This window comes from Cupriavidus gilardii (assembly GCF_013347325.1).
Lineage (GTDB): Bacteria > Pseudomonadota > Gammaproteobacteria > Burkholderiales > Burkholderiaceae > Cupriavidus > Cupriavidus gilardii.
Genome location: NZ_CP054624.1, coordinates 1,216,517 through 1,239,014 on the forward strand (window position 1 = coordinate 1,216,517; position 22,498 = coordinate 1,239,014).

The following is a 22,498-nucleotide window of genomic DNA, read 5'->3' on the forward strand; positions in this document are numbered from 1 at the left end:
AATGAACACCACCGTGGTACAACTATGGAAACGCCTGGACTTGCTGTTGCGGGAGCGTGCTGCGCCGATGTACACGATCCTGCTGCCGCCAGCGCATTCTTCCGATTTCGAAGCACTGGAGCAAACTCTGAATCTGAGGTTGCCGGACGACGTACGCCAGTGTTATTCGTGCCACGGTGGCCAGCACTTCCAGGACTGGAATTCTCTCGCTTTCTTCCCATTCCTCTACTGGCATGATTTGGATCGCATCGGACAAGATATGGCGTTCCTGTCGACGCTGCGCGAAGAGGGCATCGCATCTGACGGCAATGCTGACATGTGGTTCCAGCCGGACGATTCTATTCGTGCGAACCAGGCCGTTCGTTTCGACTATTGGAACCCGAAGTGGATTCCCATTGCGAGAAGCGTGACCGGCGTAAGGGTGTTTATTGATTTGGTGCCTGGACCGATTGGTACGGTGGGGCAACTTGTCTTGTGGATGCCCGACAGTGGCGATGGAAGGTATGTCCTGGCACCAAGCCTTCCGGCTTATCTATCCGACATGGCGGACGCACTTGAGCACGGCTGGCTGCGCTTGTCAGGGAAGGAATGGTGGGATTGCATCCTGAATGGACCGTCTGGGGATAAATGGCCGCGGAAAACTTAGCAGGATTCCCAACCAATGAATACCAATGTCGCATCGCTGCGCACTACTGGCATGATGTTGCGCAGAGCCCTGTCACCTCCGGACCCGCTGGTACATCGCCATCAGCGGCGTGGCGGTCGAACCATGCAGCACAATTGACACGACGACCGTGCACAAGGTGATCTGCAGCAGCAGGTCGGCCTGCGCCATTTCGGGGGCATGGGCGAGCGAATAGGCCAGGTAGTACAGCGAGCCGATGCCACGGATGCCGAACCATGCGGTAAGCCGCCGTTGCGCCGGCCGCAAGCCCATGCCGGCCGTGGAGAGATAGATCGAGAGCGGCCGGATCAACAGGATGAGCAGCAGGGCGCAGCCCAGCGCCGGAACGCTGAACGTCGCCCGAGTCAGCATGGCCCCGATCAGAAGCGTGACGCATAGCTCCGCCAAACGCTCCACGTCGAGGGAGAACGCGGATACGGTCTGCGTGAGATACGCCGCGGCCTTGTGCTCGTGAGTGGCGACCTGTTCGAGGCCCTTTATGGGGACGGTACCGAGCACTTCGTCCGGCGGCGTGTTCGGGTTTTCGTCGCGTTCCACCTGGCGCATTGCCACCCCGGCCGCAAACACCGCCAGGAAGCCATACGTGCTCGCCGATAACGCGGCGCCATAAGAGACGCCGATCAGCCCCAACGTGAAGAAGCTCTCTAGCCCGACAGCCTCATGAAAGCGCATGCGCAAGGCAAGAATCGTCTTGCTGGCCAGCAGGCCGAGCGCGGCGCCGACCGCGAGGCCTCCTACCGTTGCCCAGATCAGGTCGACGGCAATCCATCGCGTCAAACCGGGGCCCAGCTGGTGATGGCCGAGCAGGCCCAGGCCAAGCATCACGAAGGGAAATGCCGTGCCATCGTTGAGGCCGCCTTCCCCGGTCAGGCTGAAACGAACGATGTCCCGGTCTTCGGTGTCCTCCATTTGCACGTCGGAGGCGAGCACGGGATCGGTGGGCGCAAGGATGGCGCCGGCAAGGACCGCGACGCCAAGCGGCAGGCCGAGCCAACCGACCCCTACCGCGCATACCCCGGCGATGGTGAGCAGCATCGCCACACTGGCAAGCTGGACCGGCAATCGCCATATCCGATATGACATGCGCACGCGCAAGCGCAACCCGACGCCGAACAGCGAGATCAGCACGGCGATTTCAGTGACGATCTCCAGCGCGGCGACGTGGTCCGGATCGTGGAGATCGAGCAAGATAAGCCCGGCGCCAACCGGTCCGAGCGCCACGCCAAACAGCAGGTATAGCGCCGAGGGGGCGATCGGCATCTGTTTCACAACCGAGCCGATGAGGCCCATCGTCACCATCAGCCCACCGATTACCAGCGCCCAGATCGCGAACATCGTGACCTCCCGGCCAAGCGGTTCGCCAGCGCCGGGCGCAACAATCGACTCGCCCGTACGCAGCTATCCGCACCCAATCAACTTAGGCGAAGTTGGGCGATAGACGCAATGCCGGGCGCGGGCGCGGCGGGCAATTCGATCCGGACCCGAAGTCCTCGTCCATCGGGCACGTCCTCCAGCAGTACCCGCCCGCCATGCGCCTCGCAAACCTGGCGCACGATAGCCAGGCCCAGACCACTGCCCGGCTGTGCCACGTTACCCAGGCGCGCGAATCGATCGAAGGCCTTGTCCCGCAGCGCCGGTGCAATCCCCATGCCGCTGTCGTCCACCAGAACCAGGTGCGTGGCGGTGCCGGCAATCACCGTCACTTCCACCCGTCCGCCCGCCGGCGTGTATTGCACGGCGTTGTCCAGAACGTTGGCGAGCAGCTCGCGCAGCATGCCCTCGTCGCCATTGACGTAGGCCTGCGCCTCGTCGCGGGCGATCAGGCCAAAGTCCAGCTGCCGGTCGCGTGCGGCGAGATACCACTCGGCCGACACCGTCCTGCATAACGCCGTCAGGTCGAGCGGATGTGCCGCGGCGCCAGCGGCAGAATGCGGCGGCTGGGCATCGCTACGTGCCAGCGTCAGCAGCTGGTTGGTCAGCCTGATGGTGCGGTCGATTGCATCCCTGATCTCGCGCCATTCCGGCTTGGCCTGATAGGTGCGCACGGCATGGTCTGCCTGAGTTCTGACCAGTGCCAGCGCGGTGCGCAATTGATGCGAGGCGTCGTCGAGGAATTGCGATTGCCGCGAGATCATGGCGCGCAGGCTGTGCAGATAGCCGTTCAGCGACGCGAGCAGGGGATGGACTTCGCGCGGCAGCTCGGGGACGTCGATCGGGTCCAGACTGTCGGCGCCGCGGGCGCGCAGCGTTTCCTCGATGTTCTTCAGCGGTCGAAGCGCGACATGTACGGCCAGCGCGATCAGCGCAATCGAGGCGGCAATCAGCAGTGCTTGCTGCCACAGCGTGGTCGCCAGCAGCCGCATCGCCATATCGTCGCGCATTTCCAGCGTTTCGCCGACCTCGACCAGAGCGATACCGCCATCGCCAGCGCCGGCCACCGGTTGCCACAACGCCGCGACACGCAAGGGCGTGCCGAGATAGTCGGTCTTGTAGAAATGCACGAGAGCAGGGTAGTCGTCGCTGCGCGGCACATCGTTGGGCATCGCGGGTAGATCGCGATCGCCGGAGACAAAACGCCCGGCCGGATCTCGCACCCGGTAATAGATGCGGCCGCGCGTATCGACCTGGAAGGTATCCAGGGCAACGTAGGGAACGTCGACCACCAGTTGCTCGTTGCGATAATCCAGCCGTTCGGCGATCGCGCGCGCGGAGGCCAGCAGCGTGCGGTCATGGGCCTGGTTCGCTTCCGCCAATGCCGTGCGATACGACGTGAAGGCGGTAAAGAGTCCTACCGCCACCAGTGGAATGGTCAGGCGCCACAGCAGACGCCGGCGCAGACTGTGCCGCCTGTCAGCCGTCGCCATGGTTCGCTTCGAGCAGGTAGCCGATACCCCGGACGGCGGTAATCGTCGTGTTGCCATTGCGCAGCTTCTTGCGCACGCGCGACACGTAGAGTTCGATGGCCTCGGGATTGACTTCATCGTCGAGCGAGAACACCCGTCCCAGCAGGCTTTCGCGGGTCACGACCCGGCCCGCGCGAATGAACAGCGCCTCCAGCACCGCATGCTCTCGCCGCGACAGCGTCAGCGGTTCATCGCGCAGCAGAAAGGCGCGCTCGACCGAGTCGAAGGCGAGGTCGCCGAAGCGCGTCACGGGCTGGCCACCATGGGTGCGACGCAACTGCGCCTTGATACGCGCGCTCAATTCACCGAGGTCGAAGGGCTTGGCGATATAGTCGTCCGCGCCCAGGTCCAGGCCCTTGATGCGGTCGGCAACTTCGGTGCGGGCCGTCAGGATCAGAATGGGCGCGCCGATGCCGCGAGCCCTCGCAATACGCAGTACCTCCAGGCCATCGATGCCCGGCAATGACAGGTCGAGCAGGATCAGGCCATAAGGTTGGTCCTGCAGCATCGACAGAGCCGTTTCGCCATCGGGGACATGATCGATATCGAATCCGTCCGCCCGCAGGGATTTGACCATCCAGGCTGCCAGCTCCTGATGGTCCTCGATCAGCAATAAACGCATGGAATAGGGTAAACGCTAGGCCGTGACAGTCGCAATGACAGGCTTGCGACAGGATCGGGCTCTACGATACGGCCAATCGCGCGGAAGTCAATTCGCGTTCGCGCGCCATAACAACGACCACAACGACCGGACCAGGAGACCCCATGACCGCCATTCCCAAGCTTGTTGCCGCCGTGCTCGCGACCGGCTTGCTGCTATCGAGCAGCGCGCAAGCCCAGCCATCGCGACCGGAATGCATTGCGCCCGCCAAGCCGGGAGGCGGATTTGACCTGACCTGCAAGCTCGCACAAAGCGCGTTGCAGGACGGCGGGCAGCTGAAGTCCCCAATGCGCGTTACCTATATGCCGGGCGGCATCGGTGCGGTCGCCTACAACGCCGTCGTCGCGCAGCGGCCGGCCGATGGCCAGGCCATCGTCGCGTTCTCCAGCGGCTCGTTGCTGAATCTTGCGCATGGCAAGTTCGGCAAGTACGGCCCTGACGACGTCAAGTGGCTGGCCGCCATCGGCACGGACTACGGCATGGTCGCGGTCGCGGCCAACTCGCCATACAAGACGTTGAAGGAGTTGATGGCCGCGATGAAGGCCGATCCGCAGAAGGTGGTGTTTGGCGCCGGCGGCTCGGTCGGCAGCCAGGACTGGATGAAGGCGGCACTGGTGGCCAAGCAGGCCGGCGTCGAACATCGCGCGATGCGTTACGTCGCATTCGAAGGCGGCGGAGAGGCCATCACCGCGTTGCTCGGTAACCACGTGCAGGTCGTGCCCGGCGATATCGGCGAAGTCGCCGGCATGCTCGAGGCCGGCAAGATCCGCGTGCTTGCGGTGCTGTCGGACAAGCGGCTGCCGGGCAAGCTGTCGGGCATTCCGACCGCGAAAGAGCAGGGCTTCGATGTGCAATGGCCGATCGTGCGCGGCTTCTATATGGGGCCGAAGGTGCCGGACGCCGAATTCCAATGGTGGAGCACCGCGTTCCGGACCTTGCTGGCTTCCCGCCAATTTGGCGAGGCGATCGACGCGCGTGGCTTGTTCCCGTTCGCCAAGACCGGTCCGGAGCTGGACGCCTATGTCAGGGCCGAGGTGTCCCGTTATCAGACCCTGGCGCGCGAATTTGGCCTGCTGAAGTAGGCCGGCAAGCGGCCTGTGCCGGGCGCATGCCGCCCGGCATTCCTCCTGGCATTCCTCCCGACGCCGCGTTCGCGGCCCTTCCAATACGCCGAGACATCGATGAATAGTGATCGCGTTTTCGCCATCGCGTGGCTGCTGCTGAGCGTCGCCGCCGGGTGGGTGGCCACCGCCTTTACCGCCGAGTTCAGTTACGAGCCGGTCGGCCCGCGGGCATTTCCGCTGTTGCTGTGCGTGCTGATGGCACTGTGCAGCGTCTGGTTGCTGCTCTTCCCGGGACCCAGGGTGGCCTGGCCAGAGCGCCGCGGCGTCATCCGGCTCGCCATCATGGTGCTGACCTTGCTGGCGTATGCGCTGGTGTTCCAGTGGCTTGGCTTCGCCATTGCCACCGCCTTGCTGACGATCGTGCTGGGCCGGCTGTTCGGCGGCGGCTGGCGGGCGTGCGTGGCAACGGGGGCCGTCATGGGCATCAGCCTGTTCTTCCTGTTCGATCGCTGGCTGGAAGTCACGCTGCCGATCGGCTCCCTGATCGAGGGTCTGCTATGAGCGCGTTCGAACATCTGCTGCATGGCTTCGGCATCGCGTCGCAATGGTCGAACCTGCTGGTCGCGGCCATCGGCGCCTTTATCGGAACGCTGGTCGGCATGCTGCCGGGGCTGGGCCCGATCAACGGGGTCGCCATTCTGCTGCCGCTGGCGTATGCGATGAAGCTGCCCCCGGAGACCGCGCTGATTCTTCTCGCGGCGGTTTACATGGGATGCGAGTATGGCGGCCGCATTTCGTCGATCCTGCTGAACGTGCCCGGCGACGCGGGTGCGATCATGACTGCGATCGACGGATACCCGATGGCACGAAAGGGGCTGGCCGGCGTGGCCCTGTCCATCTCGGCGTGGAGCTCTTTTGTGGGATCGGTGATTGCCACCATCGGCCTGGTGATATTTGCGCCGGTGCTGGCCGACTGGGCGGTCGCCTTCGGTCCCGCCGAGTACTGCGCGCTGATGGTGTTTGCCATCGCGTGCCTGGCCGGCATGGTCGGCGACAAGCCGGTGCGCACGCTGCTGGCGGCATTGATCGGTCTGACCCTGGCCACCGTCGGCGTCGATGCCAATAGCGGCGTGTACCGTTTCACCTTCGACAACGTGCACCTGTCCGACGGCATCCAGTTCATCGTCGTGGTCATCGGCTTCTTCTCGGTCAGTGAGCTGATGTTGATGCTCGAGCAGCATACCGAAACAGGACAGCAACTGGTCAAGAATACCGGCCGCATGATGTTCAACGCCCGTGAAGCCGCGCAGACCTGGTGGTGCACGGTACGTTCGTCGGTCATCGGCTTTTTCGTCGGCGTGCTGCCGGGGGCGGGTGCCACCATTGCCAGCGCGATCACCTATATGACCGAGAAGCGCATCTACGGCGGCAACGGGACGTTCGGTCATGGCGATACTCGCGGCGTGGCAGCACCCGAAGCCGCCAACAACGCCTCGGCGACCGGCTCCTTCGTGCCGATGCTGACGCTGGGTGTGCCGGGCTCCGGTACGACCGCCGTGATGATGGGCGCGTTGACGCTGTACAACATCACGCCCGGCCCGATGCTGTTTACACAGCAGCCGGATATCGTCTGGGGCCTGATTGCGTCGCTGTTTATCGGCAACGTGATGCTGCTGGTGCTGAACATCCCGCTGGTCAATCTGTTTGCGCGGGCACTTTCCACGCCGATGTGGATGCTGGTGCCGGCCATCGCGGCCATCAGCGCCATCGGCGTCTACGCCGTGCATGCGACCACCTTCGATCTGGTGTTGATGACGGTGCTCGGCGTGTTCGGCTACATCCTGCGCAAGATGGATTTCCCGATGTCCGCGCTGATCCTCGGCTTCGTGCTGGGCGAAATGCTGGAACAGAACCTGCGCCGCGCGCTGTCGATTTCGAATGGCGACGTGGCGGTGCTGTGGTCGAGCCCGATTTCGGCGGGCTTGCTGGCGGCGTCGATCACGATGCTGATTGCACCGGTTCTTGTCCGTCGGTTGCGCAGTGTACGCAGGCAAGCGGCGTAAGGCCTGGAACGTTCCAAAGGAGATTGGCGATGTCCCTGTTGATGGCACCATGGCACCGCGCACTGGCGTTTGTCTTTGCGGTGCTGATCTGGTCCGGCCAGGCGTTGGCGGCCGATATTCATGTCGTGACCTCGGGCGGCTTCACGGCAGCGTACAAGCTGCTGGTGCCCTTGTTTGAACAGGCGACCGGTCATCGCGTGATCAGCGCCTATGGCGCTTCCATGGGCAACGCGGCCGACGCCATCCCCAACCGGCTCGCGCGTGGCGAGCGATTCGATATCGTGATTCTGGCCGATAGCGGCCTTGCAGCGCTGCAGCGCGAAGGGCGGGTCCAACCGGATTCACGGGTTGACCTGGGTCGCTCGCTGATCGGCGCGGTGGTCAGAAAGGGCACCGAGCCGCGGCCCGATGTCAGTACCGTGGAAGGCTTGCGGCAGGCCTTGCTCGATGCCAGGTCAATCGCGTATTCCGCAAGTGCCAGCGGCACCTATCTGTCGACGGAGCTGTTTCAGCGTCTCGGTGTCGCCGAACAGGTCAAAGGCAAGGCGCACCGCATTCTGAGCGAACGTGTGGGCACCGTCGTGCTGCGAGGCGATGCCGATCTCGGTTTCCAGCAGGTCAGCGAACTGCTGCCGTTCTCCCAGCTGGATTTCCTCGGCCCGATCGCGGCCGAAGCACAGCAGCGCGTGTTCTTCTCGGCCGGCCTGACGGCCGACGCGCGTGAACCCGAGGCAGCCCGGCAGTTGATCCAGTTCCTGGCGTCGCCTGCCGCTGCACCCATCGTCCGCATCACGGGGCTGGAGCCCGCTGGCCAGTGACACGGCATGGCCGGCCATTCGCCGGCCTGCCGGGGCTATTGGTCGCGTTGCAGGTCGGCGAGCAGCTTCCGGCGTTCGCTCTTCTTCCTGATCTGTTCCGTGTCCAGGGTAGCGCCATGCAAGCGCAGCCTGTCTGCCGCGGACGTCACGACGAATCGACGCCGAGCACCGACCGGAAGGTCCTCGGAGCCGTAGACACCGAGGACGACGATCGTCACGGCCTGCACCGCCGCAGCTCCTTCAGGCAGCTCCCGCAGTGCGGGCGCCATCAGATGTTCGAACGAGCCGATGTCCCGGATCGCCGCCGGCTGCAGCGGCCCTTGCCGCGTACGCTCCAATGGCCGCGAGTAGGCCCGCTGTTCTTCGTCCTGGGTTTCGGTCGCCGGCATGACGATCGTTCTGTCTGGCGTCTCCAGCGCAATGAGGACGCTTTGCACATAAAGCGGTCCCCAGCTCATGTTCGTCACGAAACAGCGCGCGGCAAGGCCCTCCCCCGGGCCTCGCGTGATCAAAAGCGTGGCGCGCAGTTGCCGCCGGTAACTGCTGACGAACACCTGCAGATAAATGACCCATACCAGCAAGGTCCCCACGCCCGTGAACGCGGAAATCAGCTGGCTGTGGTCGAGAATCCACTGCAAGACATACTCCGGGGAACGGGTTGGCAGGAGAGGGCCCCGGGGGGCGTGCCGGGATCTTCGCTACCCCTGGATGTCGCGAGGGTCGTTGCCGAAGCTGTTGCGCTCGCGAATCCGGCCGTCGGCGCCATGGATGAACAACTCGACCTTCGCCTGTTGCGCCGCTTCCGTGGCGGAGGCGATCGCCTCCAGTTGTGTCGCGTAGGTAGGGCCGGTGCCGTCCGTTCCTTCGATCTGCACTGCCCATTTGCCGCCGTCGGTCGGCACAACGTGGACATTTCCTGCCATGGTCGCCTCCTGTCAGTGCTTGGCTTGCATTCCGTTGTACGCCGTGCCGCAGAGATGCGGTATCGGGCGCCGTCTGACCGCGTCGGAGGCCTGGCGCCGCGTCCCGACCGATGGGACCGAGGCTGCCAAGAGAATCGGGCAAGCATCGCGGACCAATAGGCATTCGCGTCTGCCGGCCGCAGCTGGACAATGACGCGGTCAGACAACACCACCCCCGAGGGGCCTGTCATGCCAGATCGCCATCGCTTCGCTTTCCTTTCCCGTCTTCGTTCCGCCGACCCCGCCCTCGTGCTCGCCGCAATCTACGTCAGCGCTACGTTCAGCGTGGCGTACGCCCAAGGGGTCACCGGTAACCAGCCCGCGCAAGGCACGCCGCGCGAGCGCGGCAACGCCACCATGGACAAGCTTTCCGGCGGGGCGGGCCAACCCGTGCTGAACGCGTTGCGCAGGGACTTCCCACCGCTGGCGGACGCCATCGTCGACTACTCCCTTGGCGATGTCTGGTCCCGGCCCGGGCTGGACGACCGCACCCGCCAGCTCGCCGCCATCGCCGCTTTCGCGGCGCAGGGAAACCTGCAGGTGCTGAAGATCCACGCCGGCTACGCGCTGCGCCTGGGCGTAACCCCCGAAGAATTGAAGGAGGTGGTCTACCTGACCACGGTCACCGCCGGCTTTCCGCGGGCTATCGATGCGGCGAACGCGGTGCGCGAGGTGCTGGAGGCTGCTGGGCAGGGAAAGGGCGGGGTGGCTCCGCGTTGAATGGGATCGAGCGATCAGATCCTGATTTTCTGCCGCTTGTTATCATTGAATTTGCCAAGCCAAATGCGACTTTCTGCGATACCAGCGATATGAAACATCCCGAAGAAGCGTTGCAAGCTTTTCAGAATGCCTGGAACCAACACGATATGGAATCCTTTGGAGCATTGTTCCATCAGGATGCGACGTTCGTGAACCGGTTTGGGCGATACGTTCGCGGTGTCGAGGCAATTATCGAGATGCACGCCCCGATCCATGCAACGATCTACAGTGATTCCACGCTCGAGAACGAATTGATAGACGTGGTGGCAATCGGTACTGATGCGGCGGTCATGCATTTCTGGAGCCGGCTGACAGTCGGAACGGCTCACCCCGCGGGCCCGCATGCTGTCGACACGCTGATCCTCGCGGTACTGACGCGGCAGGCGGACGAATGGCGAATCATGGCGCTGGAGAATGTCACCTTGACCAATCCTCGCACGGGTGAACCGGTCTTGAGAGACGGCCTGAAGCAATGAATCTGCCGGCAGCGATCCATACCTGAGATGATGGCGTTCCTGCTGGCGGCTTCCTTGCTGCTACTGATTGCCCTGCCGCCGTTCTTGCTGCAGCGGTTTCGTAGTCAGGCCCCATGGTGGGCAAAGTATGTGATTGCACTTGCCCCCGGCATGCTGACATTGGCTGGCTGGAAGACGGCAGCCTTCCTACAGCCATTTCTTGATTGCAAAGGCGGGCCAAAGAACCTTCATGGATGCAACGGCTTTGGCATGGACCTGACCTGGCTGACAGACTTCAGCTTCTTCATGATGCTCGCTTGCATCCTTGTCGCGACGCCATTGTCATTTTGGTTGACTGTCCGCACATTCGCCGAACACTTTGCCTTGAAGCCAACTCGGAATGCAGAAGAGTAATTGGCGAGGTCGACGCGACGCAGCGATAAATCGCTACGACACCGCCGCCTCCTCCCGCGCCCGCAGTTCCTGCACCAGGCTGACGTAAGCCTGCATCGCCGCCTGCGTCGTCATGCCTTTGCGTGCCGCCCAGGCATCGTACTTGGCGCGGCCCACGACATCCATGACGCCCGGGCGCTCGCCTACCACATCGCCAATGCTGCCTTGCTTGTAGAGCGCGTAGAGGGCAAGCAGCGTGTCGTTGTCTGGCGCCTGGCGCAGCGTCTTCGACAGCGCCGCGGCTTCGGCGAACGCCTTTTCCTGCGGGCTCGGGCCGTCGGGAACGGGCTCGCCGCCGAAGAAGCGGTCTTCCAGCGTGACGTCGTCGGGAAACCAGCGTGCTTCGAGCAGCTTGCCGGCGCGCATCGCGAGCGCCAGTACGCCCGGCGAAGCGAGCGCATTGCCGGCCATCAGCGTGGCCGGCAACACCGCCACGCCGGCGTTCAAGCTCGGCATGCCGAAGGCGCCGAAGCGCAATGGCGGCTGACCCATCGCCCAGCCCTTGAGCCGGGCCAGGCCCTTGGCGCCGCGGTAGACGCCTGTCGCGCGGTTCGAGCCCGGTTGCAGCCATGCAAAGTCGGGAATGCCGGCGGCGTAGAGACCGGCGAAGTCCCCAGATTCGAGAAGGCGCCGCACGGATTCGAGCAGCGACAGCACATCGGCGGGCGCCATGGCCGCATCCACTGGTCCCATGCCCAGAGAGGCCGCGGCCGTGACATCGAAGAATTCCAGCACGTTGCGGGCGACGATCTCGCGGTCGTTGTCCACGCAGACCATGTGGTAGCTGTCCTCGAGGACCACCATGCGAGCCAGCCCGGCGCGCTTCCGGCCGCCGATGTGTTCGACCAGGTAAGTCGCCGAACGCAGGCTGGTCAGCTCGTCCTCGCGCGCATGGACGACCAGCGTCGGGCACACGATTCGGTCCAGCCCCGTCATGACGAACGCGCGCAAGCGGTCGACTTCGCGGATGCAAGCGAGCGGTACCCATCCATAGTGGAAGTTCTCGCCGCGCTCGAACTTGGCCTTGACGATGGCGCGCAGCTGCTCGTTCTTGATGCCGTACGGGTCTTCTTCCATGACCTTCATTCGCGCGGGCACACCCGGCAGCCGATAGAGAAGGCTGCGCGCGCCCCGATACCAAGGCGTGGCCCAGCCATCGATATAGACCGGCGGCGCCAGCACCACGAGCTTGCCCTTGGCATGGCGTTCGCGCTTGGCGGTTTCCACCGCCAGCAGCGAGCCCATGCACATCCCCATCAGGTGCAGCACGTCGTGCTGATCGATGATTTCGTGGTACTTGGCCCGTACCGCTTCGAGCCAGTCCTCCGCGCGCACGCCGACCAGGTCCTCCGGCGTCGTGCCGTGACCGGGCAAGGTCAGCGAATGCGTGACGAACCCCGCGTTCTTGAGCCGCTTGTGCATCGAGCCCAGGTCGTACTGCGTGCCGCCCAGCCCGTGGATCAGGAAGACGCCGGGCTCACGCATGGCGTTCCGCGCCGACCGGCGAAACCAGACGCAGCAGGCATGCCACGCGTTCGACCGCGCCATCTGGTCCCCGTACCGGAGCCAGACGCGCCTGCACATGCAGATCACGGCCGTCAAGCCGGATGTCATACGCATCGGTGCTCATATCGCGATGTCCGGCGGACACAGCTTCCCAGCCGGCCTGCGCCAGCGGCCGGTCCGCATCGTCGACGCGGTCGAGCCAGTCGCGGATATTGCGCAGCTGCGCCGCCTCGGCGCCGAGTACGGCTTCGGCCGATTCTCCCCACCACGCGACGCCGGTGACGGCATCGAACTCGACGCTCGCCACGCCATTGGCCTGCAGCGTCCGTTCGTAGCGCAGCTGCCATTCACGTGCCTTGGCCAGTGCGATTCGTCGCGCCTCGTTGAGCGCGCGGCCGGCCAGAAGCAGCACGGCCCAGACCCAGACATAGGCCTGCACTTCGATCACCGACTCGCCCGGGAAACCTTCGCGGATCGCAAACGGTCCGCCGCCATGCGCGGTCAGCCAGATGATCAGCAGCGCGCCCACCATCGTGGCAACGGCACCGCCGCGCGGGCCCCAGAACATCGAGGCCAGCAGCAGGAACGGCATCGGCAGGTAAGTAAGCGTCGCCGCGACGTCGCCAAAGCGCTGATGCACGCTGCCGTCGAAGACGATCAGGGTCGTCAGCAGGAACAACGCGAACATGGTCGCGCCGGCGCCGAACTGCTTCATTGGCATGCCGCCGGAGCGCTTGACCGCAAATCCCTTGAAGCCGACGATCACGGGTGCGACGAGCAGGATGCCGACGATCGTGGAAAACGCCCAGGCGCGCCATTCGCGGGATAGGTCGATCGCGCGCTCCGGTTGCAGCCAGCGCCAGAACTCCACGGCCAGCGTCGCGCCCACCACGCTGGTGACGATGGCGCCTGCCACGAGCAGTGCCGCCGCGGTCAGCGGCCGTGCGGCCTGCTGGCGATGCGAGGCGATCCAGGCGCCGATCGCAATGCTGGCTGCCTCGATCAAGGCGAATGCAAGCGCGGCGCCGAAGGGCAGGGCGTGTCCGGCCACGCCCCAGATCGCCGCGGCAACCACGGTGCCGGCCAGCACTGCCGCCCGCATGCCGGGCGGACTCACCAGCCAGGCGCCGAAGCTGACGCCGCAGGCCAGCCACACGGCGACCGCTTGCGTATCGCTGGCGGCCATGGCGCGCGACAGCACGCCGACGGCCAGATAAACAACGGCGATCAGGATCGCCACGACGATGAAGCGGGTGCCTGCAGACTGCATCGGTATCCCCCATCGATCCGAATTCCTGCCGGAGCGAACCGCCCGCGCGGCCGCCATGCGTCGATGACGATAGTAGTACAAGGTCGCGCGGGCGCAACATTGTGACTAGAATCCGCGTGGAAGACATCGCCCTGGGGAAACGATGATCCGGCTCGCGTTGATCCTGTTGGGATTCGACTATCTGCGCCAACGGGCACGCGGAATGTTCTGGCTCGGCATCGCCTTTTTGCTGGCCGGCATCGTGTTGTTCATCGATGGACTGGACGGCGCGGTCTATTTTCCGCTCGAACTCTTTGCGGTGCTGCTGATGGCTGGCGGCATCGGTACGCTGGTCGTCGCGTTCGTCGGCGCGGGCGGCATGCGGACCATGCGCGTGTTCAAGGGACTGTCGCTGATGCTCGCGGCATCGCTGATCCTGGCTGGACACCATCACGGTCACTTCTGGCTGTCGATGATCTTCGGCACGCTGTTCCTGCTCGATGGCTTGCTGCAATGCATATCGGCGAGCGTGGTCCGGTTCCCGCGCTGGCGCCTCGCCGTTGGCATGGGCGCGCTGGAAATCCTGATTGCGATGTTCTTCTTCCAGCCTTATCCGACGGATTATCGGGGCACGGTGCCTTACGCATTGTCGCTGTGGATGTTGTTCGGCGGCTGGGGCATGGTCATGCTGGCCTACCGCGCGATGCGGGTTCCCGAGACGACAACGATCGAAAGCCTGATGCACGGTCCGCGACGGCGGCGCGGCGGGGCAGAGAAGGGCGGCGCCGCGGACGCCGGTTCTCCGCCGTTTCGTACTGGCACGGCGCAAGAGCCCGTGCACAAGGTCACGAAGACGCTGCTGTTTTCGCAGCCCGAACCATCCACGACGCTCCCCGCCAAGGATGGCCCGGCTCTGACGGTCCATGTCTGGACGCCGTCGGGGTCGGTACAGCGTCCGCTACGGCGCCGTCCGCTGGTCGACCGATATATCGCTGCCGTCGACGCCAACGGCGCAATCTGGACCGGCCACGCCGCGCTGGAATCGCCGGAAGGCATCTACATCAGCTTCGACCCGGCCACGCCGTTGAATCGTACGCCCGACAGCGTCGCGCAAGCGCTGCGCGCGTCCAGCGACAACGATGTGGAGGGGCACTTCGAACTCGACTACCCAACGGAGTCGGCCCGCCGGGGCGATTCCACCGCGCGCGTGCACCTGCGCAACTACGATCCGGCGCGGCTCGAGCGATTCCGGGATGCCTGGTGCTCGGATACGACCTACAACCTGACGTATCGCAATTGCGCAGTCAGCGTGGCGCGCGGGCTGGAGGCAGCAGTGGAGGGCGCGCTGATGCGCCGGCGTGGTAATCGGCACAGCTGGGGCCTGCTGCTGACGACGATGCTGACGCCGGAACTCTGGCTTGCCGCGCAGATCCGCAAACGCGCGAAGACGATGGCATGGACGCCGGGCCTGGTGCGCGACTACGCGCGTGCGCTGAGCCTGCTGGTCGATCCCCATACGGGACCGCAAGCCCGGCGTGCATGGCGGCTCGGCATCCCGGCATTGAGGCGGCTGCAGCGTCAGCGTCGGCGATGGCAGGAGGAGGACGAGCGGGGCTGGTGATTCGTTCGCTGGTCCAGCTCGGGAGCGGAGGGCGCCGCAGTCTTGGCGATTAACGCTGGTGAGTAACCCGTGCTATATTGGAAAACGATCGATTCCAAAATAAGCGATATTTTGAGCATGGCCTCCCAACCGCAAGCCCCCTCCGGCCCCCGCTCCCGCAGCCTAGGCCGACCGCGTGAATTCAACGTCGATCAGGCGCTGGACCGGGCCGTGCGGGTATTCAGCGAACGCGGCTACCACGGTGCCTCGATCTCCGACCTGACTCAGGCCATGCATCTGGCACAGGGCAGTCTCTACAAGGCATTCAAGGACAAGCAACAGCTTTTCCTGGCGGCGTTTGACCGATACCGCGCGCAGCGCGCCGAGAAGCTGCGTCATGCCATCGGCGATGGCGGTACCGGCCTGGAACGCCTGCGGAAAACGCTTGCCTTTTATGCGGAATCCTCTCAAGGGGCGACGGGCCGGCAAGGATGCCTTGTGGTCGGCAGCACGGTAGGCCTGTCGGCGTTCGAGAAGCCAGTGGCCGACCACATTGCCACGGCGCTGGAACGGAACGAAGCATTCCTCGCAGACCTGATTCGCCAGGGACAAGACGACGGTTCCATTGCCCTCCATGTCAATGCCGAGGCCACCGCGCGGATGCTGTTGTGCCTGACGCAAGGCATGCGCGTGGTCGGCAAGACCCGCCGCAGCCGCCAAGACATGCACGCGGTGGTAGAGGCCGCGCTCAACGCGCTGACCTGATTTTTTTGGTTCTTCGCAGAATTCCGTGAAGGGTTCCGGTTTTTCGTATGCTTGATGCCTGTTATTTCAGGGGTCAGGAGCGGGAATGCTGGATCGGAAGACGTTGCAGGCGCTGGGTTGCTGGACCGGATACCGTCTTGAGCGGGTAGTCTGGCCCGAAGGCGACAGTCGGACGCTATCGCTTTATCTGAAGCCGACCAGCAAGGTCATGCACTGCCAGGAATGCGGTGCGCGCTGCAAGCAGGTACACGAGACCACCGTTCGGCGGGTACGAGACCTGCCGATTTTCGACTATCGCGTCGTTCTACACGTGCCGCGCCGGCGTGTCTGGTGTGATCAATGTGGCGGCCCGCGGCTGGAGCGCCTGGATTGGCTCGGGCGCTATCAGCGCGTGACAGCGCGCCTGGCCGAGGCTTGTGGTCGACTGTTGCGCGACTGCTCGGTGCGCGCTGTCGCCGCGTTCTATGAGCTTGGGTGGCACACGATCAAGTCCATCGACAAGGCGCGCTTGCGCGAGGCGGTGACGGAGCCGGACTGGGCCAACATCCGCTATCTGGCGATGGACGAATTTGCGCTGCATAAGGGCCACCGCTACGCCACGGTCGTCGTGGACCCGATCGGCCGGCAGGTGCTGTGGATTGGCAAGGGCCGTTCACGCGAGACGGCGCGCGCCTTCTTCGAGCAACTGCCAGCGGGCGCGGCAGAGCGGATTGAAGCGGTTGCCATCGACATGACGACGGCATATGAACTCGAGATCCGCGAGCATTGCCCGCAGGCCGAAGTCGTCTATGACTTGTTCCATATCGTGGCCAAATATGGACGCGAGGTCATTGATCGGGTTCGGGTCGATCAAGCCAATCGGCTACGCCACAACAGGCCGGCCCGACGCGTTCTGAAGTCGACGCGTTGGCTGCTGCTGCGCAATCGGGCCAATCTGAGCGAGGGTCAGGCCATTCATCTGAACGAGGTGTTGGCTGCGAACCGACCGTTGATGACGGTCTACATCCTGCGCGACGAACTCAAGCGGCTGTGGTTCTACCGCCGCCCGGGATGGGCGCAGCGGGCATGGCACAACTGGTTTGAGCAAGCGCAGCAAAGCGGTATTGGTCCGTTACAGCAGTTCGCCCATCGCTTGAGCGGCTACTGGCACGGCATTGTGGCCCGGTGCCGGCACCCGCTGAACACCAGCGTCGTCGAAGGCATCAATAACACCATCAAGGTCATCAAGCGGCGCGCTTACGGCTATCGCGATGAGGAGTACTTCTTCCTCAAAATCCGCGCTGCCTTCCCCGGTATTCCTCGATGAACCATTTTTTTTCCTATTTAGGAAACAAGCATTTCCCTTTAATCAAGGAGATTCCCCATGAAAATCGCATTTCTCGGCCTCGGGACGATGGGCCTGCCAATGGCAATCAATCTGATCAAGGCAGGCCACGCGGTGCGGAGCTGGAACCGCTCGCCAGCACCGATGACGAAGCTGGCGGAGTTTGGCGCGCAAAGCGCCGCCACACCGCGGGAAGCCGCCGCCGATGCCGATGTCGTGATCTCGATGCTGGCCGACGACGCTGCCACACGCGCCGCCGTGCTCGAGGCGGGAACGCTGGCCGCCCTCAAGCCCGGTGCGATCCACGTCAACATGGCCACGGTATCGGTCGTCCTGGCCGCCGAACTGGCAGCGCTGCACCGCAAGCAAGGCGTTGGATACGTCGCCGCGCCGGTGCTTGGCCGCGTGAATGTCGCCGAAGCGGGCGAGCTCAATATCCTGGCTGCCGGCGCTGCCGCGACGGTAGCGGCAGTGCAACCGCTGTTCGACGTACTGGGCCAAAAGACCTGGTATCTGGGCGAGCGGCCCGAGCAGGCCAATGCCGCCAAGCTCGCGGTGAATTTCATGATCGGCAGCGCGATCGGCACCATGGGCGAGGCGGTCGCGCTGGCGCAGGGACATGGCGTGGACAAGGCCGAGTTTCTTGAACTGGTCACATCAACAGTATTTGCCGCACCGGTCTACAAGGGCTACGGAAAGGCGATCGCCGAGGAGCGCTTCGAGCCGGCCGAGTTCAAGCTGGCACTTGGCCTCAAGGACATACGTCTTGCGCTGGCTGCCGCCGAGCAAGTCAACGTACCGCTGCCGTTGGCAAGCGCATTGCGTGACGCCCACATCGAAAGCCTCGCGCACGATGAAGGCCATCTGGACTGGGCGGCGTTGTCGCGGACGTCGGCACGTCGGGCAGGGCAGAGGTAGGACGATGTCAACGGAACGTTTGCACGCCGAGGCCTGGCTGAGCGAGAGGGCAGAACCCTACGCTTGTACGAACCTACCCTGTGTCGTCGCTGGAAATCGCATGGCCTTGGTCGCGCAAGGCCCTCGTCCAGCGCTTGATGCGGGCACGAGGGTCGCCCTCGGGCAGCATACTCGTTCGTTATTTCGGCCGCAGCCCGATGATGTGCTCGAGGTCTTCCCGATTCATGCCGGGGCTCCGAGCACAACGCCCGTCTTCAATGCTCGAACCTGGGCCAGTACCTGGTCCCGCACGGCGTCTGGTAACACCGTGGGCAGAGGAGAGGCTTGACGGAGCTCCTGGGCACGCCGGGTCCGGCCAAGCGCTTTGCGCCAGGATCGCTTGGCAAGGATCGATTCCCACTCTGACCACAGTGAATCGGACCGGTAGTCCCCCTTTGCGCGCCATCCTGTGCCCGGAACAATAGGGCAGGATTGGCCTCGATCAGTCGAACTGCCTCTCTGTGGAGCGCCAAACTCTGCAGGTCCTGCACCTCATGGCGGCCAGGATCTGTTCTGACCCGTACCTCGAGCTGTGGTGCAGCACGCCTGGAGGACGCCGCAACAGAATCCACCGGCGCCGGCTGGAACGTACGTGACGGCCGAGGTCAACAAGAGTGCTCAATCAGGAAGGCATGCACATGCTCAAAGGAAAATATCGCCATATAACCGCAGACTTACGTAGAGACCTATTTGTGAGTGCTGCCTTTTCTGTTTAGTCGCAGCCCGGGGTATTGCCTGTCGATTCACTTTCGTTATCGAATCGTTCCGACTTTGCTATTTCCTGATCCACGAGGTCTCTGTTAGCCTCTTTGCTGTTACAAGAGCGAGAAAGGCGGTGAAGCAAATGGAAACTAAACGTGCTCGTGGCTGTGTTATACGGCCTTCGCAGTTATCGGTCTACAGTCCGGCCAACCATCATGGTACCAAGAACATTAGACTAATTGGGGCCGATACGGGCGCGCGTCACTTGGAAATGTTGCTGGGCGAAATTACGGCCGGAGGAAGTGCCTTGCCGCATGCCCACCCGGGTCTGGAGCAAGCCGCTTACATACTGGAAGGATCTGGAGTTGCCACAATTGACGGTACGGAACATGAGGTGTCCAGTGGCGATGTACTGTTCTTTCCCGAGGGTGTTTTCCATTCCGTCAAGGTTACCAGCGGCGTGCTTAGGCTGCTGGTGATTTACTCCCCTCCCTATGGCGAGGATCCTGCCAAGGTGCTCAGGTAAGTGAAATGGCCGGACAATCGTGGAGGCTGCCGGGTTAAGTTGGGCGCGGTCCGGCAACAGGATTTTTTAGCTCCCGATAGTAGTTTGCCTCCGGTTTTTTGCGAGGCGAAACATAGCCGAGCGGTTCCGTCAGTAGAGTGGTGATCGAACCCGGCCGCCACCCTGCTGGCTGGCTCGAGGGATTCACGCGTGGTTTCGGCAGTGCGTAGATGAATCAGCTCAGCCTAGTGGATGGCGTTAATCGCTTCGGTAAGGGTGGTGTCATTGCTACCGCCTCGCACCGCATGGCTGCTGCGCTGCACAGCTCTCGCTCCAAACTTTAATTCCCAACAACATGGGACAGCGCATTTTGCTCAACATATGAGCAAAAGCGCTCCACGGCGGTCGACATACTGCGCCCCGCTAGGCTCAAAATACCAATGCGACGTTGCATGACTGGATCGTTTAAAGAACGCGCTGCCAAGCCCGCCTGTCCCAGATGGGTGAAGGTACTTCGAGGCAGAGCCGTCAAACCTAAACCCGAGGCAACGAGCCCTCCGATCAACTGCAAGTCCATGCTCGCAACTTCCAACACCGGGCGGATCGTAACTCCGGCTTCTATAAATGCGGCATCCGTTGCTGCGCGGGTACTGGTGCCGGGTGTAACAGCGATGAATGGGCGGCTAGCGAAGACCCGCCAGCTCAATGCCCGGTCGCGCGTCTTGTGATCGTTCAATGCGTCGTCTCGAGGACACACCAGCACGAAATGGTCATCGTACAGGTGGCGATAGTTGAATCGACCGTCCGGCGGAGGTTGCACGCCCAGCCCGACATCGATTTCGCGGCGCTCCAGCAGAGCTAGGATTTGATCCGCTGTATCTACCCTCAGGGTGAATCCAACTCCCGGATAGTCGGTGCAGTAGCGCTTGACGGAATCCAGGAGAAGGTATTGGGCAATGGACGGCAGGGCAGAAACCCGTAGCAGCGAATACGATCCCCTACGAGCATTGAAACACAAAATCCGCCAGCTCGACATGGATCCGCCAGCTTGGTGGAGGCCACGCGGCGACGAATTGTCCAATGGTGCGCGATATCCAGTGACCGAATCCGTCTCTGAGTGGGCGGACGAGATCCTTGCTCTAGATCAGTTGCTGAATGAGGGATTCCTCGTTAAGCCGCTGCAAAGGCTGGCCGACGAGGCAAGTAGGCCAATTGATGGACAGTGGAGATCGCTGCGCCTTCTCCAGGACTATCTCGAAGCCCAAGGTAAAAGCACCGAAGAAGCACGAGCGGTGATGGCACCGCTTGTTAGGCTGCATGCGCTACGCAACCCTCTTAAGGGCCACGGGTCGACGAACGAACGCAAAGCCGCCCAGAAGCAGGCGCGATCTGATCATGGGACCTTGCGGGCCCACTTCACAGCTCTGGTAACGGAGTGCGATAGAACTCTCGCAACCCTCCTTGAGGTCTTTGGCGTTGCTCTCGATGGGAGATGCTAGTGCTCAAGAGCAATCACATCGGCACAACAAAAGAGACGGCACAAAGTGTCGAATGATCTAGGGCAACGCAACGATGCGCTATTTGTGTCAAAAGCGAACTATCGAGCGCTTCTTAATGAACTTCGCACCCGACTGTGCACGCATTCGCGTTCGAGCACTGACAAGCGCCAGCGTTATTTTGCGTAATTTTGTTACTCATGCACTGACGGCGTGACGCGGTGTGTGGGTTGCGTGGTAACAAAATTTGAGCTCGATCTTCTGCGGAGCCGAGACTTCGGCCTTGTCAGCCGGCGTCGACGAGACGAGCTTGGGATGGGCGAGGGCGGCAGAACTGGCTACCACGGCAACGATCACGAGCGCTGCACGGATCGGGAAGCGGAGGGCTTGCATAGTGAACTCCAAGGAAGAGCGTGAGTTGAAAGACTGGGCTAGAACCACATCCGAACACCGGCGACAAAGCGCGTCTCGCCACTACGGCCGCCGGAGGCACGCACCATATCCGCGGTGTCGCCAAAGGTCTGATACCGTTCCACGCCGATGTACGGGGCAAACTGGCGGTTGAACTCGTAACGCAGACGCACGCCTACTGCGCCGCTGGAAAGCCCGCTGCCAATACCGATTTCTCGGTCGCTCTTGCCGTACAGGTTGGTCTCGATTCGGGGTTGCAGGATCAGACGCTGCGTAATCAGCAGCTCGTACTCGGCCGACAGGCGCAGTGCGGTGCGTCCCTCCGTGCCGAGATAGCCGGTGGCATCGATCTCGAACCAGTACGGTGCTAAGCCTTGCACGCCGAATGCCAGCCAATTGCGCGTCGGTCGTCCGTATCCGGCATCGTTGCGGATACCGAGCTGGGTGTCCCAGTAGGTCGAGATGGCATGACCCCAGAGCAGCTCCGTGCGAGCCTCGTGGATCTTGCGCTTTTCTGCCTCGCCCTCTGCCTTGATGACGAACCGATTGTATGTGCCGCCGATCCACGCCTGTGCCTCGTAGGCAGCGGCATTGCTCTCGCTGCCTTTGGCCCATTCGAGCCGGTCCACCAGCACCGAGGCAAACACATGCTCGTCTGCCATGTGGAGCGACCGAGTTGGCCCCAACGCGTATTTGCCGACCCCCAATCGGTACCCGCCGGAATACGCATGCGGGTCACGCGCGTCAGGCGGGGCGCTGCCCCCCTGCATCTGCATGTCTCCATGGTCCATGTCGGCTTGACCATGATCCATGCCCCCCATCTGGCTGGCGTCCATAGGCTGCATCGTGCCGTGGTTCATGCCCTGCATCTGGCCGTGGTCCATGCCTTGCATCTGGCCGTGGTCCATGCCTTGCATCTGGCCGTGGTCCATGCCCTGCATTTGGTTATGGTCCATGCCCTGCATCTGGCTATGGTCCATGCCGCCCGGTTTGGCAGGCGATGCCGACGCTCCAACCGACTTCGCTTCCTTGGAGAGGCTGGTCGAAGTCGAGTCCGCCTGGGGATCCGCCGTGTGGGCGTGCTGGCCCCACGCGGCGCTCATGCCTGCGGTCGCGAATAGGGTGACCAGTATGGTGCTTGTTCTTTTGTACATGCTCGT

The 22,498-nt window shown here is 63.2% G+C and carries 22 protein-coding genes and 1 pseudogene; 13 read left to right on the forward strand and 10 right to left on the reverse strand.

The window, feature by feature from the left end; all coding sequences use genetic code 11:
* Nucleotide 1 precedes the first annotated feature (1 nt).
* Complete coding sequence (locus FOB47_RS05680) at nucleotides 2-646, forward strand: SMI1/KNR4 family protein (RefSeq protein ID WP_174780244.1); 645 nt, start codon at nucleotides 2-4, stop codon at nucleotides 644-646.
* A gap of 72 nt (nucleotides 647-718) precedes the next feature.
* On the opposite strand, the gene FOB47_RS05685 is transcribed toward FOB47_RS05680, so the two are convergent.
* From FOB47_RS05685 to FOB47_RS05695, 3 genes are all read right to left on the reverse strand, one after another.
* Nucleotides 719-2,020: a cation:proton antiporter gene (locus FOB47_RS05685; protein ID WP_174780245.1), complete on the reverse strand. Its 1,302-nt coding sequence runs from the start codon at nucleotides 2,018-2,020 to the stop codon at nucleotides 719-721.
* A gap of 77 nt (nucleotides 2,021-2,097) precedes the next feature.
* Nucleotides 2,098-3,606 (reverse strand): sensor histidine kinase, encoded by a 1,509-nt coding sequence (locus tag FOB47_RS05690; RefSeq protein ID WP_244959160.1) that lies wholly within the window; start codon nucleotides 3,604-3,606, stop codon nucleotides 2,098-2,100.
* Nucleotides 3,536-4,210: a response regulator gene (locus FOB47_RS05695; protein ID WP_174780246.1), complete on the reverse strand. Its 675-nt coding sequence runs from the start codon at nucleotides 4,208-4,210 to the stop codon at nucleotides 3,536-3,538. Before FOB47_RS05695 ends, FOB47_RS05690 begins: the two co-directional genes overlap by 71 nt.
* Before the next feature lie 143 nt (nucleotides 4,211-4,353).
* On the opposite strand from FOB47_RS05695, the gene FOB47_RS05700 reads away from it, so the two are divergent.
* The 4 genes from FOB47_RS05700 (at nucleotide 4,354) to FOB47_RS05715 (ending at nucleotide 8,194) form a co-directional block, all read left to right on the forward strand.
* Nucleotides 4,354-5,331 carry a Bug family tripartite tricarboxylate transporter substrate binding protein gene (locus tag FOB47_RS05700; RefSeq protein ID WP_174780247.1) on the forward strand — a complete coding sequence of 326 codons (978 nt, stop codon included), beginning with the start codon at nucleotides 4,354-4,356 and terminating at the stop codon, nucleotides 5,329-5,331.
* 99 nt (nucleotides 5,332-5,430) lie between these two features.
* On the forward strand, nucleotides 5,431-5,874 hold the full coding sequence (locus FOB47_RS05705) for a tripartite tricarboxylate transporter TctB family protein (protein ID WP_174780248.1): 444 nt from the start codon (nucleotides 5,431-5,433) through the stop codon (nucleotides 5,872-5,874).
* Entirely contained in the window at nucleotides 5,871-7,376 is a 1,506-nt protein-coding gene (locus tag FOB47_RS05710; protein WP_174780249.1) for a tripartite tricarboxylate transporter permease, read from the forward strand. The genes FOB47_RS05705 and FOB47_RS05710 overlap by 4 nt, the downstream gene beginning before the upstream one ends.
* A 29-nt stretch (nucleotides 7,377-7,405) precedes the next feature.
* The gene (locus tag FOB47_RS05715; RefSeq protein ID WP_174780250.1) at nucleotides 7,406-8,194 is read left to right on the forward strand and encodes a substrate-binding domain-containing protein; all 789 of its coding nucleotides are present in this window, start codon (nucleotides 7,406-7,408) and stop codon (nucleotides 8,192-8,194) included.
* Nucleotides 8,195-8,229: 35 nt separating this feature from the next.
* Here FOB47_RS05715 and FOB47_RS05720 read toward each other — a convergent pair whose 3' ends face one another.
* Entirely contained in the window at nucleotides 8,230-8,832 is a 603-nt protein-coding gene (locus tag FOB47_RS05720; protein WP_174780251.1) for a hypothetical protein, read from the reverse strand.
* Between the two features lie 60 nt (nucleotides 8,833-8,892).
* Nucleotides 8,893-9,117 (reverse strand): DUF2188 domain-containing protein, encoded by a 225-nt coding sequence (locus FOB47_RS05725; protein WP_174780252.1) that lies wholly within the window; start codon nucleotides 9,115-9,117, stop codon nucleotides 8,893-8,895.
* Nucleotides 9,118-9,345: 228 nt separating this feature from the next.
* On the opposite strand from FOB47_RS05725, the gene FOB47_RS05730 reads away from it, so the two are divergent.
* The 3 genes from FOB47_RS05730 to FOB47_RS05740 are packed head-to-tail and all read left to right on the forward strand — an operon-like array spanning nucleotide 9,346 to nucleotide 10,784.
* The gene (locus FOB47_RS05730) at nucleotides 9,346-9,876 is read left to right on the forward strand and encodes a carboxymuconolactone decarboxylase family protein (protein WP_217488891.1); all 531 of its coding nucleotides are present in this window, start codon (nucleotides 9,346-9,348) and stop codon (nucleotides 9,874-9,876) included.
* Nucleotides 9,873-10,391, forward strand: coding sequence for a YybH family protein (locus FOB47_RS05735; RefSeq protein WP_244959161.1), 519 nt, complete (start codon nucleotides 9,873-9,875; stop codon nucleotides 10,389-10,391). The genes FOB47_RS05730 and FOB47_RS05735 overlap by 4 nt, the downstream gene beginning before the upstream one ends.
* Before the next feature lie 27 nt (nucleotides 10,392-10,418).
* Nucleotides 10,419-10,784, forward strand: a complete 366-nt coding sequence (locus FOB47_RS05740) for a hypothetical protein (protein WP_174780253.1) — start codon at nucleotides 10,419-10,421, stop codon at nucleotides 10,782-10,784.
* 33 nt (nucleotides 10,785-10,817) lie between these two features.
* Here FOB47_RS05740 and FOB47_RS05745 read toward each other — a convergent pair whose 3' ends face one another.
* Together FOB47_RS05745 and FOB47_RS05750 are read right to left on the reverse strand one after the other, a co-directional pair.
* Nucleotides 10,818-12,308: an acyl-CoA-binding protein gene (locus FOB47_RS05745; protein ID WP_244959162.1), complete on the reverse strand. Its 1,491-nt coding sequence runs from the start codon at nucleotides 12,306-12,308 to the stop codon at nucleotides 10,818-10,820.
* Nucleotides 12,301-13,599, reverse strand: coding sequence for an MASE1 domain-containing protein (locus FOB47_RS05750; protein ID WP_174780255.1), 1,299 nt, complete (start codon nucleotides 13,597-13,599; stop codon nucleotides 12,301-12,303). The genes FOB47_RS05745 and FOB47_RS05750 overlap by 8 nt, the downstream gene beginning before the upstream one ends.
* A 142-nt stretch (nucleotides 13,600-13,741) precedes the next feature.
* Between FOB47_RS05750 and FOB47_RS05755 the strand changes: the two genes are divergently transcribed.
* From FOB47_RS05755 to FOB47_RS05775, 5 genes are all read left to right on the forward strand, one after another.
* Nucleotides 13,742-15,199: an HdeD family acid-resistance protein gene (locus FOB47_RS05755; RefSeq protein WP_174780256.1), complete on the forward strand. Its 1,458-nt coding sequence runs from the start codon at nucleotides 13,742-13,744 to the stop codon at nucleotides 15,197-15,199.
* A 117-nt stretch (nucleotides 15,200-15,316) separates the two neighbouring features.
* Nucleotides 15,317-15,943: a TetR/AcrR family transcriptional regulator gene (locus FOB47_RS05760; protein ID WP_390884794.1), complete on the forward strand. Its 627-nt coding sequence runs from the start codon at nucleotides 15,317-15,319 to the stop codon at nucleotides 15,941-15,943.
* Nucleotides 15,944-16,028: 85 nt separating this feature from the next.
* Complete coding sequence (locus FOB47_RS05765) at nucleotides 16,029-17,249, forward strand: ISL3 family transposase (RefSeq protein ID WP_174780257.1); 1,221 nt, start codon at nucleotides 16,029-16,031, stop codon at nucleotides 17,247-17,249.
* A gap of 57 nt (nucleotides 17,250-17,306) precedes the next feature.
* Nucleotides 17,307-18,185 (forward strand): NAD(P)-dependent oxidoreductase, encoded by an 879-nt coding sequence (locus tag FOB47_RS05770; RefSeq protein ID WP_174780258.1) that lies wholly within the window; start codon nucleotides 17,307-17,309, stop codon nucleotides 18,183-18,185.
* An 883-nt stretch (nucleotides 18,186-19,068) separates the two neighbouring features.
* A complete protein-coding gene (locus tag FOB47_RS05775; protein WP_174780259.1) occupies nucleotides 19,069-19,452 on the forward strand; it encodes a cupin domain-containing protein in 384 nt (127 codons plus the stop codon).
* Nucleotides 19,453-19,771: 319 nt separating this feature from the next.
* On the opposite strand, the gene FOB47_RS05780 is transcribed toward FOB47_RS05775, so the two are convergent.
* The 3 genes and pseudogenes from FOB47_RS05780 to FOB47_RS05790 all read right to left on the reverse strand — a co-directional run bounded on the left by FOB47_RS05780 (nucleotide 19,772) and on the right by FOB47_RS05790 (nucleotide 22,492).
* Nucleotides 19,772-20,467, reverse strand: coding sequence for a LysR substrate-binding domain-containing protein (locus FOB47_RS05780; RefSeq protein WP_174780260.1), 696 nt, complete (start codon nucleotides 20,465-20,467; stop codon nucleotides 19,772-19,774).
* A gap of 703 nt (nucleotides 20,468-21,170) precedes the next feature.
* Nucleotides 21,171-21,320, reverse strand: a pseudogene (locus tag FOB47_RS05785) (copper resistance protein CopC); the annotation flags it as partial.
* A gap of 38 nt (nucleotides 21,321-21,358) precedes the next feature.
* Nucleotides 21,359-22,492 (reverse strand): copper resistance protein B, encoded by a 1,134-nt coding sequence (locus tag FOB47_RS05790; RefSeq protein ID WP_370639469.1) that lies wholly within the window; start codon nucleotides 22,490-22,492, stop codon nucleotides 21,359-21,361.
* Nucleotides 22,493-22,498 lie beyond the last annotated feature (6 nt).

Excerpts from the sequence above, each read along its gene's own strand:
- FOB47_RS05680 (WP_174780244.1), top strand. The coding sequence starts at position 2 with ATGAACACCACCGTGGTACAACTATGGAAACGCCTGGACTTGCTGTTG.
- FOB47_RS05685 (WP_174780245.1), bottom strand. The coding sequence starts at position 2,020 with ATGTTCGCGATCTGGGCGCTGGTAATCGGTGGGCTGATGGTGACGATG.
- FOB47_RS05690 (WP_244959160.1), bottom strand. The coding sequence starts at position 3,606 with ATGGCAACACGACGATTACCGCCGTCCGGGGTATCGGCTACCTGCTCG.
- FOB47_RS05695 (WP_174780246.1), bottom strand. The coding sequence starts at position 4,210 with ATGCGTTTATTGCTGATCGAGGACCATCAGGAGCTGGCAGCCTGGATG.
- FOB47_RS05700 (WP_174780247.1), top strand. The coding sequence starts at position 4,354 with ATGACCGCCATTCCCAAGCTTGTTGCCGCCGTGCTCGCGACCGGCTTG.
- FOB47_RS05705 (WP_174780248.1), top strand. The coding sequence starts at position 5,431 with ATGAATAGTGATCGCGTTTTCGCCATCGCGTGGCTGCTGCTGAGCGTC.
- FOB47_RS05710 (WP_174780249.1), top strand. The coding sequence starts at position 5,871 with ATGAGCGCGTTCGAACATCTGCTGCATGGCTTCGGCATCGCGTCGCAA.
- FOB47_RS05715 (WP_174780250.1), top strand. The coding sequence starts at position 7,406 with ATGTCCCTGTTGATGGCACCATGGCACCGCGCACTGGCGTTTGTCTTT.
- FOB47_RS05725 (WP_174780252.1), bottom strand. The coding sequence starts at position 9,117 with ATGGCAGGAAATGTCCACGTTGTGCCGACCGACGGCGGCAAATGGGCA.
- FOB47_RS05730 (WP_217488891.1), top strand. The coding sequence starts at position 9,346 with ATGCCAGATCGCCATCGCTTCGCTTTCCTTTCCCGTCTTCGTTCCGCC.
- FOB47_RS05740 (WP_174780253.1), top strand. The coding sequence starts at position 10,419 with ATGATGGCGTTCCTGCTGGCGGCTTCCTTGCTGCTACTGATTGCCCTG.
- FOB47_RS05745 (WP_244959162.1), bottom strand. The coding sequence starts at position 12,308 with ATGCGTGAGCCCGGCGTCTTCCTGATCCACGGGCTGGGCGGCACGCAG.
- FOB47_RS05750 (WP_174780255.1), bottom strand. The coding sequence starts at position 13,599 with ATGCAGTCTGCAGGCACCCGCTTCATCGTCGTGGCGATCCTGATCGCC.
- FOB47_RS05755 (WP_174780256.1), top strand. The coding sequence starts at position 13,742 with ATGATCCGGCTCGCGTTGATCCTGTTGGGATTCGACTATCTGCGCCAA.
- FOB47_RS05760 (WP_390884794.1), top strand. The coding sequence starts at position 15,317 with ATGGCCTCCCAACCGCAAGCCCCCTCCGGCCCCCGCTCCCGCAGCCTA.
- FOB47_RS05765 (WP_174780257.1), top strand. The coding sequence starts at position 16,029 with ATGCTGGATCGGAAGACGTTGCAGGCGCTGGGTTGCTGGACCGGATAC.
- FOB47_RS05770 (WP_174780258.1), top strand. The coding sequence starts at position 17,307 with ATGAAAATCGCATTTCTCGGCCTCGGGACGATGGGCCTGCCAATGGCA.
- FOB47_RS05775 (WP_174780259.1), top strand. The coding sequence starts at position 19,069 with ATGGAAACTAAACGTGCTCGTGGCTGTGTTATACGGCCTTCGCAGTTA.
- FOB47_RS05780 (WP_174780260.1), bottom strand. The coding sequence starts at position 20,467 with ATGTCGAGCTGGCGGATTTTGTGTTTCAATGCTCGTAGGGGATCGTAT.
- FOB47_RS05790 (WP_370639469.1), bottom strand. The coding sequence starts at position 22,492 with ATGTACAAAAGAACAAGCACCATACTGGTCACCCTATTCGCGACCGCA.